Origin of the sequence: Aequorivita vitellina (assembly GCF_022008365.1) — a bacterium.
Classification (GTDB): domain Bacteria; phylum Bacteroidota; class Bacteroidia; order Flavobacteriales; family Flavobacteriaceae; genus Aequorivita; species Aequorivita vitellina.
Map to the genome: position 1 here is coordinate 141,927 of NZ_JAIRBA010000005.1, position 19,970 is coordinate 161,896.

The 19,970-nt window shown below is 37.0% G+C and carries 20 protein-coding genes and 1 tRNA gene; 14 read left to right on the forward strand and 7 right to left on the reverse strand.

Annotated features, from left to right (window positions below; translation table 11 throughout):
* The first annotated feature begins 3 nt into the window (after positions 1-3).
* The 5 genes from K8089_RS04335 (at position 4) to rodA (ending at position 5,576) form a co-directional block, all read left to right on the forward strand.
* A complete protein-coding gene (locus K8089_RS04335; RefSeq protein ID WP_237602056.1) occupies positions 4-1,032 on the forward strand; it encodes a rod shape-determining protein in 1,029 nt (342 codons plus the stop codon).
* Positions 1,033-1,134: 102 nt separating this feature from the next.
* Complete coding sequence (gene mreC, locus K8089_RS04340) at positions 1,135-1,965, forward strand: rod shape-determining protein MreC (RefSeq protein ID WP_237602057.1); 831 nt, start codon at positions 1,135-1,137, stop codon at positions 1,963-1,965.
* Positions 1,952-2,461, forward strand: a complete 510-nt coding sequence (mreD, locus tag K8089_RS04345; protein WP_237602058.1) for a rod shape-determining protein MreD — start codon at positions 1,952-1,954, stop codon at positions 2,459-2,461. The genes mreC and mreD overlap by 14 nt, the downstream gene beginning before the upstream one ends.
* The gene (gene mrdA / locus K8089_RS04350) at positions 2,458-4,320 is read left to right on the forward strand and encodes a penicillin-binding protein 2 (protein WP_237602059.1); all 1,863 of its coding nucleotides are present in this window, start codon (positions 2,458-2,460) and stop codon (positions 4,318-4,320) included. Before mreD ends, mrdA begins: the two co-directional genes overlap by 4 nt.
* Positions 4,320-5,576 carry a rod shape-determining protein RodA gene (gene rodA / locus K8089_RS04355; RefSeq protein WP_237602060.1) on the forward strand — a complete coding sequence of 419 codons (1,257 nt, stop codon included), beginning with the start codon at positions 4,320-4,322 and terminating at the stop codon, positions 5,574-5,576. Before mrdA ends, rodA begins: the two co-directional genes overlap by 1 nt.
* A 68-nt stretch (positions 5,577-5,644) precedes the next feature.
* Here the strand turns inward: rodA and K8089_RS04360 are convergent, their stop codons facing one another.
* The 4 genes from K8089_RS04360 to K8089_RS04375 all read right to left on the reverse strand — a co-directional run bounded on the left by K8089_RS04360 (position 5,645) and on the right by K8089_RS04375 (position 10,724).
* Positions 5,645-6,460, reverse strand: a complete 816-nt coding sequence (locus K8089_RS04360; protein WP_237602061.1) for a DNA/RNA non-specific endonuclease — start codon at positions 6,458-6,460, stop codon at positions 5,645-5,647.
* Positions 6,461-6,483: 23 nt separating this feature from the next.
* Positions 6,484-7,305, reverse strand: coding sequence for a hypothetical protein (locus K8089_RS04365; protein ID WP_237602062.1), 822 nt, complete (start codon positions 7,303-7,305; stop codon positions 6,484-6,486).
* A 40-nt stretch (positions 7,306-7,345) separates the two neighbouring features.
* Positions 7,346-8,449, reverse strand: a complete 1,104-nt coding sequence (locus K8089_RS04370; protein WP_237602063.1) for an ABC transporter permease — start codon at positions 8,447-8,449, stop codon at positions 7,346-7,348.
* Positions 8,450-8,510: 61 nt separating this feature from the next.
* Positions 8,511-10,724 carry a carboxy terminal-processing peptidase gene (locus K8089_RS04375; RefSeq protein ID WP_237602064.1) on the reverse strand — a complete coding sequence of 738 codons (2,214 nt, stop codon included), beginning with the start codon at positions 10,722-10,724 and terminating at the stop codon, positions 8,511-8,513.
* A gap of 172 nt (positions 10,725-10,896) precedes the next feature.
* Here K8089_RS04375 and surE point away from each other — a divergent pair, with 172 nt between their 5' ends.
* The 3 genes from surE (at position 10,897) to coaD (ending at position 12,583) form a co-directional block, all read left to right on the forward strand.
* Positions 10,897-11,673: a 5'/3'-nucleotidase SurE gene (surE, locus tag K8089_RS04380; RefSeq protein ID WP_237602065.1), complete on the forward strand. Its 777-nt coding sequence runs from the start codon at positions 10,897-10,899 to the stop codon at positions 11,671-11,673.
* 64 nt (positions 11,674-11,737) lie between these two features.
* Entirely contained in the window at positions 11,738-12,025 is a 288-nt protein-coding gene (locus K8089_RS04385; protein ID WP_237602066.1) for a hypothetical protein, read from the forward strand.
* Positions 12,026-12,130: 105 nt separating this feature from the next.
* A complete protein-coding gene (gene coaD / locus K8089_RS04390) occupies positions 12,131-12,583 on the forward strand; it encodes a pantetheine-phosphate adenylyltransferase (protein ID WP_237602067.1) in 453 nt (150 codons plus the stop codon).
* A gap of 79 nt (positions 12,584-12,662) precedes the next feature.
* Here coaD and rpsT read toward each other — a convergent pair whose 3' ends face one another.
* The 3 genes from rpsT to proS all read right to left on the reverse strand — a co-directional run bounded on the left by rpsT (position 12,663) and on the right by proS (position 14,570).
* Entirely contained in the window at positions 12,663-12,914 is a 252-nt protein-coding gene (gene rpsT, locus K8089_RS04395) for a 30S ribosomal protein S20 (protein WP_237602068.1), read from the reverse strand.
* A 27-nt stretch (positions 12,915-12,941) separates the two neighbouring features.
* Positions 12,942-13,013 (reverse strand) — tRNA-Glu (locus K8089_RS04400).
* Positions 13,014-13,094: 81 nt separating this feature from the next.
* Positions 13,095-14,570 carry a proline--tRNA ligase gene (gene proS / locus K8089_RS04405; RefSeq protein ID WP_237602069.1) on the reverse strand — a complete coding sequence of 492 codons (1,476 nt, stop codon included), beginning with the start codon at positions 14,568-14,570 and terminating at the stop codon, positions 13,095-13,097.
* A gap of 71 nt (positions 14,571-14,641) precedes the next feature.
* Between proS and K8089_RS04410 the strand changes: the two genes are divergently transcribed.
* From K8089_RS04410 to K8089_RS04430, 6 genes are all read left to right on the forward strand, one after another.
* Positions 14,642-15,691: a hypothetical protein gene (locus K8089_RS04410; RefSeq protein WP_237602070.1), complete on the forward strand. Its 1,050-nt coding sequence runs from the start codon at positions 14,642-14,644 to the stop codon at positions 15,689-15,691.
* A gap of 117 nt (positions 15,692-15,808) precedes the next feature.
* Positions 15,809-17,329 (forward strand): OmpP1/FadL family transporter, encoded by a 1,521-nt coding sequence (locus tag K8089_RS04415; protein ID WP_237602071.1) that lies wholly within the window; start codon positions 15,809-15,811, stop codon positions 17,327-17,329.
* Between the two features lie 50 nt (positions 17,330-17,379).
* Entirely contained in the window at positions 17,380-18,327 is a 948-nt protein-coding gene (locus K8089_RS04420) for a hypothetical protein (RefSeq protein ID WP_237602072.1), read from the forward strand.
* A gap of 412 nt (positions 18,328-18,739) precedes the next feature.
* A complete protein-coding gene (locus tag K8089_RS16515; RefSeq protein WP_262913896.1) occupies positions 18,740-18,862 on the forward strand; it encodes a hypothetical protein in 123 nt (40 codons plus the stop codon).
* On the forward strand, positions 18,863-19,042 hold the full coding sequence (locus K8089_RS04425) for a helix-turn-helix domain-containing protein (protein WP_237602077.1): 180 nt from the start codon (positions 18,863-18,865) through the stop codon (positions 19,040-19,042).
* Between the two features lie 122 nt (positions 19,043-19,164).
* Positions 19,165-19,731 carry a DUF4240 domain-containing protein gene (locus K8089_RS04430; RefSeq protein WP_237602073.1) on the forward strand — a complete coding sequence of 189 codons (567 nt, stop codon included), beginning with the start codon at positions 19,165-19,167 and terminating at the stop codon, positions 19,729-19,731.
* The last annotated feature ends 239 nt before the right edge of the window (positions 19,732-19,970 follow it).

Consider the following 19,970-nt stretch of genomic DNA (forward strand, 5'->3'; position numbering starts at 1 on the left):
ACTATGGGATTTTTTGACTTCCTAACTGAAGAAATAGCCATTGATTTGGGTACCGCCAACACCCTAATTGTCCATAACGACAAAGTAGTGGTAGATGCTCCTTCTATTGTTGCCCGCGATCGTACCACAGGTAAAATAATTGCCGTAGGTCGCGAAGCTGCGATGATGCAAGGAAAAACCCACGAAAATATTAAAACAATTAGGCCGTTGAAGGATGGTGTAATTGCAGATTTTGATGCGAGTGAAAAAATGATAAACATGTTTATCAGCGATATCCCTGCGTTGAAAAAGAAGTGGCTAAAACCTTCCCTACGCATGGTTATTTGCATTCCCAGCGGAATTACTGAAGTTGAAATGCGCGCTGTAAAAGAAAGTGCCGAACGCGTTAACGGAAAAGAAGTTTATTTAATTCACGAACCTATGGCAGCAGCTATTGGTATTGGTGTTGATATTATGCAACCAAAAGGAAACATGGTTGTAGACATAGGAGGTGGAACTACCGAAATTGCTGTAATCGCGCTCGGTGGCATCGTGTGCGATAAATCGATAAAAATTGCTGGAGACGTTTTTACAAACGATATTGTGTATTACATGCGAACCCAACACAACCTGTATGTAGGCGAACGCACAGCCGAAAAAATTAAAATACAAATTGGTGCCGCTACCGAAGATCTTGAACTACCTCCAGACGAAATGGACGTACAAGGTCGCGATTTGTTAACGGGGAAACCAAAACAGGTGCAAACTTCGTACAGAGAAATAGCAAAAGCACTGGACAAATCTATTCTTCGCATTGAAGATGCCGTAATGGAAACACTTTCGCAAACGCCACCAGAACTTGCGGCAGATATTTATAACACCGGAATTTACCTTGCAGGTGGAGGATCGATGCTCCGCGGATTAGACAAAAGACTTTCGCAAAAAACCGATCTCCCTGTTTATATTGCTGAAGATCCGTTGCGCGCAGTGGTTCGTGGAACAGGAATATGTTTAAAAAACTTAAACAAATACAAAAGTGTGTTGATAAAATAATTTTTCGGTAGTTGTAGTTGTACTGAAACAATTTAAAGAGAATAGTTGCCCATTTATGGCGTTGCTCCCATCAGAAAACAGAATATTATAACCTAACAAGCAATGCAGCAGATTATATTTTTCTTCATTCGGAATAAAAATTTCCTGTTGTTTGCCGTGCTTTTTATAATTTCTGTAGCCTTAACCATTCAAACGCATAATTATCACAACAATAAATATGTAAGTTCTGCCAATTTTATTTCTGGCGGCGTGTACACCTTCAGAAACAATATTACCGATTATTTTAATCTTTCGAAGGAAAACGAACAGTTGCTTCAGGAAAATTTAATGCTTCGCAAAAGGTTAGCGCGTTTACAAGAAACCATTGTAATTGAAAAACTTGACAGCACCGTTTTCCCAAGTAAATACCAATATTATACGGCTCGCGTTATCAATAATAATTTTTCAAAAACTAAAAACCAACTCACTTTAGACCGAGGCCGAAACGACAGTATAAAGATAGATTTGGGGGTAATTTCGTCCAAAGGACTTGTTGGTATTGTAAGCGATGTTTCCAGTAATTACGCGACTGTACAATCTATTCTGAATACAAAAAGCCGGATTAATGCGAAGCTTAAAAAATCTAGTCATTTTGGGTCGTTAATTTGGAACACAAAAGACCCGAACGTAGTGCAATTAATTGATATTCCGCGTTTGGCACAATTAGAAAAGGGCGACACTATAATTACGGGCGGGCGGTCTACTATTTTTCCCGAGGGCATTTTAATTGGCACTGTAAAAGATTTTCACTTAGATAACGACGACAATTATTATTACGTAAATATTGATCTTTTTAATGATATGACGAGTTTAGAAAATGTTTATTTGATTCAAAATAACGAAGCTCGCGAAATTTTAAATTTAGAGGAAGGAGTGGAAGATGTCGAACAGTGATATATTAATAAATATTGTCCGTTTTATACTGCTGGTATTTCTACAGGTGCTCGTGCTTAACAATATTAATTTGGGTGGTTATATAAACCCATATTTGTATATTCTGTTTATTGTGCTTTACCCATTGGATGGAGACAAAGGCCTTTTAATTTTTCTGGGGTTTCTCTTGGGGCTTTCCATCGATATTTTTGAAGATTCGGGCGGAGTGCATGCCGCAGCCTGTGCTTTTATAGCATACATTAGGCCTGTTGTTTTAAAATACTCCTTTGGCGTAAGTTATGAGTACAACAGCGTAAAAATTAGAAAGGCCGACCCAATGGAAAGACTTACTTACATTGCATCATTGGTTTTTATGCATCATTTTGTTATGTTTTCTTTAGAAATTTTTAGTTTCAAACACACCTTACTATTATTAAAATCTACATTATTTTCAGGATTGTTTACCATAATCGTTATTGTTTGTACAATGATTATTTTCAATAAAAAATCTCAATGAGAAAAATAGTACTCATAGCATTGGTTTTGATGAGCGGTGTGCTTTTTGCCGCTCGTCTTTTCTATTTGCAGATTTATGATGCTTCTCCAGACTCGCTCACCCGCAATAGTGCCATTAAAGTAATGTACGACTATCCGCAGCGCGGCTATATGTTTGATAGAAACGACAAACTTTTAGTTTCAAACCAACCGTCGTATGATGTTATGGTTATCCCGAAGGATGTAAAACCTTTAGACACTTTAGAATTCTGTGGATTGTTAAAAATTACGAAGGAAGATTTCAAAGAAATATTACGCAAGGCACGAGTGTATTCTCCCAGACTTCCTTCGGTAGTTCTTCCACAATTGAACAAAGCCGATTACGCTTCCCTTTCAGAAAAAATGTATAAATATGAAGGGTTTTACATCCAACGTCGTTCTCTTCGCGAATACCAAGTAGATCATTCGGCAAACGTTATGGGCTATATTGCCGAAGTGAATAACGCCATCATTGAAAAAAACCCATATTATCAAATGGGTGAACTCATTGGTACGGCAGGAGTAGAAAAAGAATACGAAGAAGTTTTGCGCGGCGTAAAAGGTGTAAAATACATTCAAAAAGATCGTTTTAACAGAGACATTGGGCCATACAAAGATGGTATTTATGATACCTTGCCCGAACGCGGCTTAGATGTGCAATTAACTATTGACGCCACGCTACAAAAATACGGGCAGGAATTGATGATTCACAAACGCGGTGGCATTGTGGCAATTGAGCCTCAAACTGGAGAAATACTCGCACTTATAACAGCTCCTAGTTACGACCCATCACTTTTAGTGGGCCGGAATCGTTCAAAAAATTTCACAAAATTATGGTATGACACTATCGCAAAACCACTTTATGACCGGGTTTTAATGGGTGAATACCCTCCTGGCTCTCCGTTTAAAGCGTTAACTGCGTTAGTAGGACTCCACGAACACGCAATTGAGGCAAACGACGTAATTGGTTGTAGCGGCGGTTTTCATTTTGGAAGAAGAGTGCTTAGATGTCATCACAGTGGACCAGTTTCAATGGTTGCAGGTATTGCCAAATCTTGCAACACCTATTTCTGTACTGTTTACAAAAGAATGATGGATACCTATCCCACCCCACAAGAAGGTATAGAGGCATGGCGAAAAGACCTTATGAGTTTTGGGTTGGGCGATTTTTTAGGTTACGATCTGCCCAGCGGAAAAAGAGGTAACATTCCTACTGCTTCCTATTATAATAAAATACATAAATTTCCGGAGCATAAGTGGTCTTCGCTCGCAACCATCTCTAACGCGATTGGGCAAGGCGAAGTTTTACTTACACCTATTCAAATGGCTAATTTTACAGCGGCCATTGCTAATCGCGGTTATTATTACACTCCACACATAATAAAAAATATTATTGGACCAGATACAATTCCGCAGAAATTTAAAGTGAAAAATCACACAACCGTTGAACCGGAGTATTTTGAACCTGTAGTTGAAGGTATGTTTCAAGTTTACGAACAGGGAACTGCAGCCTATATTAAAGTTCCAGGTATTGAGGTGTGCGGAAAAACAGGTACTGCAGAAAATTACACTAAAATAGACGGCAAGCGCGTTCAACTTACGGACCATTCTATTTTTGTAGCATTTGCACCAAAAGACGATCCTAAAATTGCAATAGCCGTATTTGTTGAAAACGGGTATTGGGGCTCTCGATGGGCAGGTAGAATTGCAGGACTTATGATAGAAAAATATCTAAAAGGTGAAATAACCCGAACAGACATGGAAAAATTCGTGCTGGAAGGCAGTTTAGAAGACGAATACGCAAAGCCCTACAGCGGCCAACCTTTTTCAATTAACCGATAATGACTTCAGGAAAAACTTACGTACGTTTTGATTGGTTAATCATTTTTATTTATATCGCCTTAGTAGCGATGGGATGGATAAATATCTATTCTGCTTCTTTAAGCGATGCTGCAAAGGGATATTTTGATTTTACCCAAATTTACGGCAAACAGATGATTTGGATTGGTTTGAGCATAATTCTAATAATTTTTGTGCTCGCCATTGAATCTAAATTCTACGAACGTTTTGCCAGCGTTATTTATATTGTTTCATTAATTTCTCTAATAGGATTATTTGTATTTGGGCGAACAATTGCCGGCACCACAGCTTGGTACGACTTTGGCGGTTTTAGTATCCAGCCCAGCGAATTTGCAAAAGCCGCCACCGCACTTGCATTAAGTAAATATGTAAGCGATATACAAACGAATATGCAGGATTTAAAAAATCAGATTGGGGCACTAATAATTCTTGCCTTGCCCGTAATTTTGATTATTATGCAGCCCGATCCGGGAAGTGTACTAATATACGCCGCCTTTGTTTTCCCGCTGTATCGTGAAGGCTTGCACGGTGTATATTTGCTTTTAGCGTTGTTTGCAATTGTTCTTTTTGTGTCAACGCTCGCGTTTGGCACCATTTGGGTAGCTTTGGCAGTTTTAATAATTGCGGGAGTTATCTATTTTAAAAATAGAAGAAAAAAGCCAAATATCATAAAATACATATTGGTCGCTATCGCTTCAATTGCTTTTGCTTTTTCGGTAAGTTATATTTTCAATAATGTTTTTAAACAGCACCATCGCGACCGTTTTAATATTCTTTTAGGGAAAGAAGTTGACGCCCGCGGAATTGGTTACAATACCCACCAAAGTGAAATCGCCATTAGCAATGGTAGCTGGCTGGGTAAAGGTTGGACGCAGGGCACCCAAACTAAAGGTAATTTTGTGCCAGAACAACACACAGATTATATTTTCAGCACAGTAGGAGAAGAGTGGGGATTTTTGGGGAGCATGGTTGTAATTTTACTTTTTGTAGGGCTTATTATGCGAATTATTTATAGGGCAGAAAAACAAAAAAACCAATTTGGAAGAGTGTACGGGTACAGTGTTGCGGCAATTCTATTTTTTCACTTTTTTGTGAATATTGGCATGGTAACCGGTATTTTTCCAACCGTAGGAATCCCGCTGCCTTTCTTTAGTTATGGCGGATCCGCACTTTGGGGCTTTACCATTTTACTCTTTATTTTTGTGAAATTGGACGGCGCCAATTATCATTACGCGTAAGCCCTAATCCCAAAATATAATAACCTTTGAAAGCCAAATAAAGTTTACAGCAACTGAACATTGATTACTCACTTCCTTCCCCAAGCTTTTAAATTAACCATTTGTTCTAAATTACTTTCAATAGAATCGGGTAATTGTGGAAAAAAATCGATTCCTGTTTTAGCTTCTATTTCGTCAATGGAAACAACATATTCGTAAAACGATTTATCGGAAGGTATATTCGGAAGTAAAAACGCTACGGCTTTATATTTTCCGTTAGAAACATCGACAACAATTTTGAAAAATTCGTCTGGAACCGAAACGTTTTCATCGCCGATGGTTTTCATATTTCCTTTTAAAACACCTCCGGTTACCACATAAACACCATCATGTTTTTTTGCCCAATACCGAACTTTTTGTTCTAATCTATTCCAAATGCCAGCATTAAAACTGTGATCCTGCGGACTTATATTACTCGTTAAAAATGTTTCGTTGTAGGCTTCAACAGACATTCTTCTATCGCCTGCCGGGACCAAGTGTCCGCGATCGTAACCCGAGTTTTTATAATTGCGCCAATCTGCAGACTTTGTTTTTACCTTTTTGTCTTCAATAAAATAGGGGCGTTCAAAATTATTTTTAACGAGATCACTTCGTTTAAGTTCATAGGCCACCCATTCTGCCTGTTCATTTGCTTCGGAATAGGACAAGGTGAAAAAGTTGTGCTTCACAATTGCTCCCGTAGTTGAAGCCGGAAGGAACGCATCGCCAAATTCTTCGGAGTTATGCTGCGTTGAATTTGCAGTTTTAGCAACCGGATTTGTATCTTTTTCAAATAAATCATCAGCATAATACAATGCAATGGTTACAATTATAATTACGAAAGGGTAAATGTATTTTCGGTTCATGGGTCAATTAACTGAAGATAATTTTATTGAATTGAGTTTTTATATAAATCTTCATAAGCAATAACAATCTCTCTAATTCTAGGATCGTTTGATACAAAGCTTCTATTGTTGAAATGTGAAACAAACATATATGTTTTTGAATCTGCATTCTTTGTATCAAGATAAAATTTTAACCACTTGTACGTCCAATCGGCGTTGTTAGCATGTAAAAGCAAAACTTGCAGTCCTGTCTCAAAATACTTCTCTTGTGGAAAGTTTTTTTCTGTAAATATTTGATCGAATATCTTTTGGTTCTCCTCATCAATTCTAGTTTGAACATTCCAATCGGCTTCACGTTGCGGCACCCTAAACCACTGATCTCTTACTCTAATGTAGCTCCACCAATATAAGAACCTTGCATTTTCTTCACTGACTTGTTTTCTTTCCGGAATTTGAAAATTGCACTTTTTAAACAGTTCAATTACGTAATCCATTTCATAATCTAAAATTGGAGACATTGATGTATTTCTATCTGGTCTTTCTAAAAGAAGATATTTATGGATTGGTTTCAGTAGGTTTTTACAGACACCTGCAGAATCAATTTTGAACGCTTCGCGAAGATATTCTTTAACATGAACGGAGTCCTTCGCCATCGCTTTTAAATTTGCCATAAAAGACAAGAATTGGGCTTTGTTTATAACATCGTCAACATCATTATTATACTTTTCTAAAGTATCTGAAACGCTATAATTGATTGCTTGAGAATCATCTAAAGATATTTGCCAAGGCACATCTATGGCAATTGGTTCCTTTTTACAAGAGAAGAGAAATAAGCAACTTGCAAATAATATATATGAAGTTTTCATTTAGGATTGTATATAATTGTTCGCCGTAATTATTCTAACTCTAATTCCGCACATCCATCGCGTCGCGGAGTGCATTTCCTATTAACATAAAAGCTGTTACGAGACTCATAATTGCCAAACCAGGAATTAGGGCAAGATACGGTTTTCCCAAAATAATGTATGCGTAGTGATCTTTTATAATGCCGCCCCAACTGGGCATTGGCGGCTGGGCTCCGATTCCTAAAAAAGAAAGACCGCTTTCTATTAAAATAGCACCCGCAAAATTAGCGGCAGAAATAATAATGACCGGCGCCATACTATTGGGCAAAATATGTTTTATAATTATTCTGAAATCATTAAATCCCAAAGCACGAGCAGCGGTTACATATTGCATTTGTTTTACACCCATTACCTGTCCGCGAACAACACGCGCAACTTCTACCCACATTGTTAAACCAACAGCGATGAAAACCTGCCAGAAACCTTTACCAAGCGCCAAAGTGATAGCAATCACCAAAAGCAAGGTTGGAATAGACCACGTAACATTGATAAGCCACATAATTGCGGCATCTACTTTTCCGCCGTAATAACCAGCGATGGCGCCCATTGTAACGCCAATAATCAATGAGATGAAAACGGCTACAAAACCAATGGCCAGCGAAATTCTAATGCCAATTAACATTCTGCTTAAAAGGTCGCGGCCGTATTTATCGGTGCCGAGCAGGAATTTTTTTTTGGAAATGTATTTCTCTGGAATTTCTATTACTGAAGAGGCATTGGGGAAAAGCGACAGCGCATATTCCTTTTGAAGACCTTCCGTACCATCGGGGGTGTATTCAGTTATTTCAATTGAATTTTCATTCAAAGAAAATTTTGAAACCGGAATTTCAGTATCTGCATTCTTTTTTCCGAAGAAGAAAACAGACAATGGATTTTGTTTTTCAACAGTTACAGGAATTGTAAGCATTTGCACCGAAAATCCCGGATTTTTGGAATGAATTGAGAGGTGCATTTGATTGGCGTTCTGCGAATTATCGGGTGCTAGCGCATACGCGAAAATTGCGACCAAAACACAAAGTGTTAAAAAACCCAAACTGAAAACGCCCCAAAAATTCTTTTTAAACTTTTGAAGCGCTATTCGGGTTAATGAAGTGGATTTTTTCACACTTCAAATTTAGTAAAATTTAGCTTGTTTTATAGAGAAACGAGAATCGGTTTATCCTAGATTAGTTTTTTATATCGGCTACTTTTCCTGCCTTTATATTGCTAAGTTTTAAATCTTCTAACACGTGTACTGCTTCTTCAACGTATAAATCTTTGCTCAGGTTTTTATGCCATCTTTTACGTTTTTCGGACAGTGTAGTGTCTTGTTTCATCAAAGCGGTTTCATATGGCAATGATTTAAAAGTGAGATGGTTATCGTATTCATCTATAGCATCAAAACGCTTGGTTTCTACTTTTCGCTCCGCTATATCTGCACTGTACGCTTTGTAGTTTAAATTAACTTGTTTCTCATCTCTTCGTTCTTTAATCCATCTGGCGTTATCGTCAATTAACTTTAGATGTGCGTTTTTTGCCATTCGCTCTTTACTCTTTTCAATGGTTTCGTTATAATCTATATAACCATCCCATATATTGTATTTTGCAGCGTCAATTTTATCGTAAGGAAGCGGATTGTCGTAATCTCTTTCGCCTACATCAATATAACTATAACGGTCTGGCATTACCACATCGCTTTTTACGCCTTCCAATTGAGTGGAACCGCCATTGACGCGATAAAATTTCTGCGAAGTAATTTTCAAAGCTCCCATATCGCCCAAATCATTTTTTCGAAGCCATTGATTTAGGTCTATTACGTTCTGAACCGTACCTTTTCCGTAGGTTTGTGCGCTTCCTATAATAATTGCACGTTTGTAATCTTGCATTGCAGCAGCCAAAATTTCGGAGGCTGAGGCAGATAGTTCATTTACCAAAATTACCAATGGGCCGTCCCATACAACCTCGGTGTCTTTATCTTCCAACACTTCTTTTTTACCGTTTGAAGCAACTTGCACAATAGGGCCTTTTTTAATGAATAATCCGGCAATGTCAACTGCGGTTCGTAAAGAGCCTCCGCCATTATCGCGAAGATCTAAAACAAGACCTTCCATTCCTTCTTCTTTTAAACGGATAATTTCCTTTTTCACATCGGTTGCAGCGTTGCGTTCTTTGTAGTTCTCCATATCGAAGTAAAACTGTGGTAAATTAATTAACCCGAACTTTCGGTCTGTGGTTTCAATTAATGTAGATTTCGCATAGGTTTCCTCTAGCTCCACTACATCTCGGGTAAGTACTTTATCTGAGATGGTTCCGTCCACATTTTTAATGGTCAAGGTTACCTTTGTTCCTTTCGGCCCCTTAATTAATTTTACGGCATCGTCAATGCGCATGCCCACAATACTTACGGCATCTTCCTCATCTTCTTGTTTTACCTTCAGAATTGCATCACCCACTTCAATTTTTTCGCTGCGCCAAGCTGGGCCACCACTAATAATTTCAATAACTGTAATGTAATCGTTCTTTTTTTGAAGTCGTGCGCCAATACCTTCTAATTTCCCAGACATTCTAAGGTCGAACCTATCTTTATCTGGCGGCGCAAAGTAATTGGTATGCGGGTCAAACTCTTCAACAATTGTGTTCAAATAAATTGCGAAATAATCTGTGCGCTGTAAATCTTTTGTGAAATCGAAATATTCGTCGAGCGAGTTTTTGGCTGTTTCACGTGCTTTCTGCTCTAATTCAGCTAAAGATTTTACCACAAATGGCTCCTCTTTTTTAGCTTTATCTTTTTTTGAAGCTTCAGAAAACTCTGCGTTATCTTCATCCCCATTATTGTTTTTTTCGGAATCAGTAATTCCTTTTTCCTTGTTATTTTGGTCTTCAACCAAATCGTAATAACCGGCTAGTGTTGTAAATTTTAATTGTTGCTTCCAACGCGATTTTAGTTGTTTTATAGAATTTGCATAGGCCAGGTTGTCGTAATCTACATCAATCGTTTCGGTTTCCGTAAAATCAAATGGTTTATTCAATACTTCGGGATAAATCTTTTTTACATCTTCCATTCGTTCTTGAAAACGGCCGTAAACCAAATCGAAAAACGAGAGATCTTTGTTTTTTATCTGGTCGTCAATTTCGGTTCTGTATTTACTAAATTCAGCAATATCTGAAGCCAAGAAATATCTTTTTAAAGGATCGAGTCCTTTTATAAAATCTTCGTAAACTCCAATGGAAAATTCGTCATTTATATCTTTGGGGTCATAATGTCCCTTTTGAATTACGTAGGTTATTAAGTCTAAAAGTAGTTTATCTTTATTGGGGTCGTTAAACTCCTTTGTAGTAAAACTGCAAGAAGCCACAGAAACGAAAACCGCCAAAAACAAAACTTTAAAATTCTTTTTCATTATCCGCATAGTTGTGGTATTATTTATAAGTGCCTAAATTATACAAAAAACCGTGCCATTAACGCATTCCGGTACTAATTTTTTGTTAAACAGCATAATTCAATATTGTATTGATAATTCTATATTCAGAATTAATAAATGTATTTTTGTTTCCCTTTAAAATTCAAAAAACATGTCTGAAAAAAGACCACTAATTCTAGTTACAAATGATGATGGAATCAATGCTCCTGGAATTCGCGCTTTAATTGAAGTAATGAACACTTTGGGCGATGTAATGGTGGTTGCGCCAGATTCGCCACAAAGCGGAATGGGTCACGCCATAACTATTAACGACACTTTGTACTGTAATAGTATAAATGTAACCAATGGCGATCCACAAAACGAATACAGTTGTAGCGGAACTCCCGTTGATTGTGTAAAAATAGCGGTAAACGAAATCTTAAAACGAAAACCAGACCTTTGTGTTAGCGGTATTAATCACGGCAGCAACTCGTCTATAAATGTGATTTATAGTGGCACGATGAGTGCCGCGGTAGAAGCCGGAACGCAGGGCATTCCAGCTATCGGGTTTTCGCTCTTAGATTATTCATTGGAAGCAGATTTTGAGCCTTCAAAAAAGTTTGTAAAAGCTATCGCACAAGAAACCTTAAAAAATGGATTACCAAAAGGCGTTGTATTAAATGTGAATATCCCCAAGTTAAACGCTTCAGAAATTAAAGGCATGAAAGTTTGTCGCCAAGCAAATGCACATTGGGAAGAAAAATTCGACAAACGCACCAATCCGGTGGGGCGCGATTATTATTGGCTTTCGGGTGAATTTGTAAACGACGATGAAGGCGATGATACCGACGAATGGGCGTTGCACAACGGTTATGTTTCGGTAGTACCTGTACAATTTGATCTTACAGCATACCGCGCCATTGACGAATTAAACTCCTGGGAATTGTAAGTAGATTGATTCCCCTGCACGTATTGAAAATCGTAAATTAAAAACCGAAACAGAAACAGAAAATATGAAGCCACATATAAAAGAAATCATTACAGGATTTGCAATTGGTTTGATTGCCAATTTGGCGGGCACCTATTTATATATTTTCTTTTTTTCAGAAAACAGTCTAGAAACTACTTTAAAAGATGCTTTGGCAAACGATCTGCTTGGAAGTTTAATTGCTTTGGGTGCAATTTTAAACCTAATTGTATTCTTTATATTTTTAAAAAAGAATCAATTTTACAGAGCTCGTGGTGTTGTTTTGGCAACTGTACTGGCTGCGATTGCTGTTTTAATTTCAAAATTTTTATAAATAGAACAGCCTTTTACCAATAACTCATTAACTTAGTCCAAGTTTATATTTGCTGAAGAAGTTATCTGCCAGCAACTATCGACTATAACCCATAAAAGCAAAAAAATGAGACGCGCAGTTTTTCCCGGCACTTTCGACCCAATTACACTTGGACACGTAGATATTATTAAACGTGCGCTCCCGCTCTTTGACGAGCTTATAATTGCCATTGGCGTTAATGCCGACAAAAAAACTATGTTTTCTTTGGAAGAACGCATAAAGTTTATTGAAAAAACTTTTGAAGCCGAAGCAAAAATAAAGGTGAAAAGCTACACGGGACTAACCGCAAAGTATTGTATTTCTGAAGGAGCGCAATTTATAGTTCGCGGCTTGCGAAACACAACAGACTTAAACTACGAGCAGCCCATTGCGCAGACAAATTATAAAATGGCGAAAGTGGAAAGTATTTACTTAATATGCGCACCCGAAGTTTCAAACATATCCTCAACAATCGTTCGCGATGTAATGCGGAATGACGGCGATTATAGTGGCTTGGTTCCTTCCGTTGTGCGGAAATGATAAATTCAAAAAATAAACTTCAACAAAAAGACCCTTTCAGTTTCCTGAAAGGGTCTTTAATAATTTTGTTTAAAAAGAATTAAAGCGCAGCTATGTGCTTAGCCATATTCGATTTTAAATTGGAAGCCTTATTCGAGTGAATAATGTTTTTCTTAGCCAATTTATCAATCATCGAAATAACGTTTGGAAACATTGCTTCAGCTTCTTTCTTATCAGAAAGTTCTTGAAACTTCTTCATGGCGCTACGGGCAGTTTTATGCTGGTAACGGTTACGCAAGCGCTTTGCCTCGTTGCTTCTAATTCTCTTTAATGCTGACTGGTGATTTGCCATTTTTGTTTTATTAAATTCTAAATTTTGTAGTCCGTAGGGGAATCGAACCCCTGTTACCAGGATGAAAACCTGGCGTCCTAACCCCTAGACGAACGGACCATTGTTTATTTTCAAATGCGGATGCAAAAATACAATATTTTTTGAATGAAGCAAATCTAAAATAACTTTTTTAAAAATAAATTAATATGCCTTTGCAAAAACCACTTTCCGCTCGGAGGGTTTCCCAGTAATAATGCACGTTCCGGGCTCATTACTACCTTCTAATGGAATACATCTAATTGTTGCTTTTGTTTCATTTTTAATTTGCTCTTCAGTTTCCGTAGTTCCATCCCAATGTGCCAAAATAAACCCACCTTTCCCTTGCAACACATCCTTAAATTCTTCATAGGTAGCAACTTCCGTTGTATGTTCAGCTCTATATGAAGCAGCTTTGTTGTATAAATTACTTTGAATTTCATCCATCAACAAAAGCACTTTTTCTACTGCATTTTCGCTGGAAATAAATTCTTTTTTAAGCGTATCTCTTCGAGCCACTTCCACGGTACCTTTTTCAACGTCTTTTGGACCGATAGCTATGCGAACGGGAACTCCTTTCAATTCGTATTCGTTGAATTTCCAACCTGGTTTATGCGTATCGCGGTTGTCGTACTTTACTCTAATTCCGTTAGAGCGCAATTCTTTAACTAAATTTAGAGCCACTTTGTTCACTGCTTCAAACTCTTCCTCTTTACGATAAATAGGAACAATTACAACTTGATCTGGCGCCAAATTGGGCGGCAGTACCAAACCGTTATCATCGCTATGCGTCATAACCAACGCTCCCATCAACCTTGTGGAAACTCCCCACGAAGTTGCCCAAACATAATCTAACTTCCCGTCTTTAGCAGCAAATTTTACATCAAAAGCTTTCGCAAAATTCTGACCCAAAAAATGTGAAGTTCCAGCTTGCAAGGCTTTTCCGTCCTGCATTAGCGCTTCAATACAATAGGTTTCCAAAGCACCCGCAAAACGTTCGCTTTCGGTTTTTGTGCCTTTTATTACCGGTATCGCCAAATAGTTTTCTGAAAACTCGGCATAAATATTCATCATTTGCTCTGCTTCAAAGATAGCTTCATCTTTAGTTGCGTGCGCGGTGTGACCTTCTTGCCATAAAAATTCTGCGGTACGTAAAAACAGTCGCGTACGCATTTCCCAACGCACTACATTTGCCCATTGGTTTATTAAAAGCGGTAAATCGCGGTAAGATTGAACCCATTTTCTGTAGGTATCCCAAATAATTGTTTCGGAAGTTGGGCGCACTATTAACTCTTCTTCCAACTTGGCATCTGGATCTACTATAATTCCGCTGCCATCTTCGGCGTTTTTCAGCCTATAATGGGTAACTACAGCACATTCCTTGGCAAAACCGTCAACGTGGCTTGCTTCTTTACTAAAATATGATTTTGGAATAAACAGCGGAAAATAAGCGTTTTGATGCCCAGTTTCTTTAAACATTCGGTCCAATTCCGCCTGCATGCGTTCCCAAATAGCAAAACCGTATGGTTTTATAACCATGCATCCACGCACACCAGAATTTTCGGCAAGATCTGCCTTGATTACTAGTTCGTTATACCATTTGGAATAATCTTCTTCTCTAGTTGTGATATTCTTTGCCATACTTGGTTTTTGGCACAAATGTTGTGTCTATGTTAAATGATTAGTTATTGTCCGCAAAACTACTTATTTTTATGATGTCCAACAATAAAATTTCCATAGATATGTACACCAAAAATATAAATATTAAACGTTCCATTCCTTTAGCATTCCTAGGCATTTTAGCCCTTTTGCTATCATCTTGTGGAGCGCAAAACACTGGTTACAATCAAAACGATGGCATATATTCTTCTTCTAGTAATTCTACTTCGGAAGAAGGTTATGTAAATGATGGAGATTCTAACGACAAAGCGAATTATTATCAGCAATATTTCCGAAGCAAATCTGATGCCTATTCAGATCTTCCCGAAGATGGTGCTATTTTTACCGACATTGATGCTTATTCTACTTCCGAACGACTGGACGAAGACGGAAACATTGTTATTGAAGAAAATTACAGCGATGAAGGTTACGGTCCTTGGGGAAGTAACACCGAAGACATTACGGTAAATATTTACAATTACGGTGGTTACGGTTATGGTTTTTACCATAGGCCTTACTGGTACGGCGGTTATTGGAGCTATCCATATTACAACTACTACACACCGTATTGGGGAATGAGTTTTGGATGGGGCTATCCATATTATGGGTACGGTTACGGCTATGGCTATCCTTATTATGGGTATGGATATTACAACTCACCTTACTATTATAATTCGCACTATAATAATGTTGTCTACAACCGTGGTAGAAGAAATACAGATTATAACAGAACAAGTACACGCGGCCGATCCAACAATGCTTCTACACGAAGTTCGTACAGCCGTTCGGAACTCTCTAGACGTGTAAACAGGAATAATGTGCGTGCCAATAACACGACACGCAATACCCGAAGCAACGTGCGAACCACTCGAAGCAACACTAATAACACAGTAAGAAATTCACGGTCTAATTCAACAATCCGCAATACAAATCGCACACCGCGAAGAAATAGTAGTACGAGAAACAGTACATACTCGTCTCCTACAAGAAGCAATAGCAACAGCACGATTAGAAGTTCTGGAAACAGTGGTCGTTCCAGTGGCAGTAGTGTTCGGTCTAGCGGTGGAAGAAGCAGTAGCGGCGGCCGAGGCGGACGTGGTTAAAAACGTTTTTCCGAATCGTATTATTTATACAAAGAATTAATTTTTATGCCCATTGGCCATTTCCTAATAAATTGAAATGTTTGCTTTGGGCATAATTTATTTACAAAAACCAATTAAATGAAAAGAATTCCATTATTTATATTAGCCATTCTTTCTGTAGCTATTACAGAAGCTCAAAACATCACCGACGGTTTGCGGTACGGTATAGACGAAAATATTGGAACGGCGAGATATACAGCGTTGAGCGGCGCCATGGGCGCTTTGGGCGGCGATTTCTCGGCAGTAAATATAAATCCGGCCGGTAGTGCTGTCTTTCTTACTTCCGGGCTTGCATTCTCTACTTCACTGTTTGATGTTAAAAACGAAGCGAATTATTTCAATAATAATGAAAAAAGTTTATCAGATAACTTTGCACTGAATCAGTTGGGCGGCGTGTTTGTAATTAACAATTCAAACGAAGAATCCAATTTTAAAAAGTTAACAATTGGTTTCAATTACAACATATCAAAAAATTTTGAAAACCAACTTTACGTTGCGGGGACCGGCAATACTTCAATTGGCGAGTTTTTTCTAGCCCAAGCTCAAGGTCTTCCTTTAAATTTACTGCAATTACAATCTAACGAAACCATTTCTAGCTTGTATCAATATCTTGGAGAAACCGAAGGTACCGCCGCCCAGAATGCTTTTTTAGGGTACCAAGCCTATCTTTTTGACGCTGTAGACCCAAACAACCCGTCCAACACAAGCTATGTTTCTAATATTGCTAATGGCAGTTTTAAACAACAATACGCTTATTTATCTGAAGGCTACAACAGTAAATTTACGGTCAATCTTGCAACCCAAATAACCAATGATTTATACTTTGGACTGAATGTAAATACGCACACCATCTATTTTAATCAAAGTTCATTTTTTTTAGAAAACAACACCAACAGCGGTTCTACAATTAATAGAGTTGGTTTTGAAAATAACCTATCTGTAAATGGCGCTGGCGTTTCAGCACAATTTGGCGCTATTGCAAAAGTTGCAGACAACTTGCGTTTAGGGTTGAGTTTAGATACCCCCACTTGGTATCAAATTTCAGAAGAAACCACGCAATACCTCGAAAGCCGCCGTGTTTTTGAAGGGCAAACAACTACCCAAAATGTAAATCCGCGCGTTATAAATGTATTTGAAGATTACACTTTAAAAACGCCCGCAAAAGTTTCGGCAAGTGCAGCTTACATTTTTGGACAAAATGGACTCATTAGTTTCGATTATTCGTTTAAAGATTACGGCTCTACAAAATTCAGTCCCTCATACGATTCATTTTTCACAAGCCTAAATAACACCATTGCAAATACGCTAAAAGGCGTATCTGAATACAGGGTTGGAGGTGAGTACCGCCTTAATCAATTAAGTCTGCGCGGCGGTATTCATTATGTTGAAAGTCCTTATAAAAACACGGAAATTTTAGGTGAAGTATTTGGTTTTTCAATTGGAACAGGATACAACTTTGGGAGCTTTACTGGCGATTTGGCCTATTCACGCGCTGAACAAACTAGAAATCAACAATTGTATTCAATAGGGTTAACAGATACTGCCGAAATAAATTCCGTTTACAACAATTTTGTACTCACTTTAGGGTTTAATTTTTAAGTTTATTAGTGAATTAATGTTTTAATGAAGTTGGCTGTAATACAAATACGATGAATAAAGAAAGTTTAGCAATCACGAAAAATTGTAAAGATTTTATTCGAATAAAACCCTTTGGTTCAAAGCTTGACAAAACAGATATTAAATTTTCTTTCTTATGTCCTTCATTTCAAATAAGAAATTTTGAAGAAAACAAAGAAGATGGAATTTTACGTTACGTACCTAAAGCTTCTGGAATCGCTGAACACGAAATCTCTTATCATAATTCTAATGAAATAAATCTAAGCCCTGTCCTACTACCAAAATATAAAAGTTCAGAGAGTTTAAGAATCCCTATTTCCTCTGAGATTATTGATTTAAATCTTAAAAATCTACTTGTACCAATTCCTATTTGTCGTATTACCATAAATCAGGATTCGACCAAAACTTACAAGGAAAAAGAAAAACATCAAGTAATTAATCTAACACCAAAGTACAACACTACAGAAATTTATATATCATCAGCCAAATACGACCTCCAAGAAATGCGTAACAGATTCCCTTTGATTGTTGGTGACCTATTTACAATGACAACAATCGATTTTTTAATTTATGGAGCAGGATTAGCATCCGAATCTAATTTTAAAAAAATGTTTGAAAATGATGCCCCCTCTATTGCATTTGAATCAAATCTTATTGGGAATTATAGATTCTACTATAGAACTTATGAAGTTGAAAGAATGGACAAATTCAGACTTACTTCAAATAAAATATACTCCTCAAAGAATGTCATTGATTTTTTTAACAATATTGATTACCTAAATATTTTAGGTACTACTGCAGTAAGTTATCGTAGTATTAATAAAGGTAAACCCAAACCTGCATATAAATGGGATTTAGAACATTTAGAAAAGATTAAATTCTACAATTCTTATATCAAAAAATGGAGAACGAAGTTTGAATTATCTGAATACAGGCTTAAATCCCTTGATAGATTCCGCTCAGGGGTCATATTCCCTTAATTACTGCAGTCAACAATAGCTATTCAAAAATGGTTTTTATAGAGTCGTTTTACTACATTTATTTCCATTAGAAACAGCCGGTTCAACTGAAAGAGAATTCTTCATTATACGTCATTTCTGATCGGCGAGACCGTTCGTATTAACACTTAAAAATCCTTCTTCATATTAAAATTTTAGATTAAACTTGGAAAATGTTAACTTTTTAGGTAGCATTTATCTGCGTTTAACGACTAACTAATTGAGCAAATTTAAAAGAGAAATAGGGTTTTATAAAAATCACTTTAAGGATTTTTATTTAAAACAGTCGCTTCCTGTTCGTAAGAAAATTGATTGGACACTTATTTTGTTAAAAAATAACCGAATTATTCCAGAAAAGTTTTTTTAAAACCTTATAAATACTGACGAGAATATTATGAAGGGAGATAAAAGAATAACCTCGTTTGATGATCATTTAGACGAACAATACGGAAAAACCGGAACAGAATCTCGCGAAAAATTCCAAGAAGAATTTGAGACATTTAAAATTGGTGTTTAAATTCAAGAAGCGAGAAAACAACAACAACTAACACAGCAGCAACTCGCCGAAAAAGTTGGAACGACTAAAAATTACATTTCTCGAATCGAGAATAATGCAAGTGATATTCGACTTTCAACCTTAATGAGAATAATACGAGAAGGTTTAGGCCGAAGTTTAAAGTTATCCTTGGATATTTAATGCGTGAAAAAAAGTACTAATAGTAACATTGTTAGTCATAAATTAAAATGAAGATTCTCCTACTATTTATATTTGCAATTTTTCATATAAATTAAATGAAAGAAAACCCGAAAAATTAAGAAATGGGAATATTTGATAAAATTTTCAGCAAAAAAGAGCCGGTTCAAAATTCAGTAAAACTAATGGACGAAAATCAATTCTGGAACATAATTCACGCTACTATAAAAAATAGCTCTGGAGATTATGAAAAGCAACAATCTGAATTGAATACAGAATTATCCAAGTTAACTGCAATTGAAATATTAGAATTTGATAATAAATTTAGAACCTTACGAGGCAAAGCATATATTTGGGAATTATGGGCTGGAGCTTATATTATGAATGGTGGTTGTTCTGACGATTGTTTTTCAGACTTTAGAGGTTGGCTTATCGGGCAAGGAAAAGAAGTTTATGACAATGCAATGCGAAATCCCGAAACGTTGGTTGAACTCAATTACGATTTCAACAATGATGATTGGGAAGGTTTGAGTTACGTGCCAAGAGCTGTTTACTTAAAAAAGACTGGTGGCAAGGAAATGCCAAATGGAATACGAGAAAATCTTAAGATAACTGGCGAAGAATGGGCGGAAGACGGTGCTGAATTAAAAGCAAAATTCCCAAAACTTCACGCAAAATGGGGAATAGATTAAGCGCTACTTCTTTTTTACATAAACTGTATTGTTTCATAACCATTAAATATCACCTTAATTATAAACCTAAAAACGTTAGAAGTTTTCTTAAAACAATATAAAACGAAACCCCGCAATATTGCGGGGCTTCGTTTTATTTATACAAATTTCTATTTATCGTTTTAGGGTAAAATGTCCTTTGAATTCTTTTCGGATGTCGTTCTCGGTGTATTCCACTCTGAACCAGTAATCGCTCGATG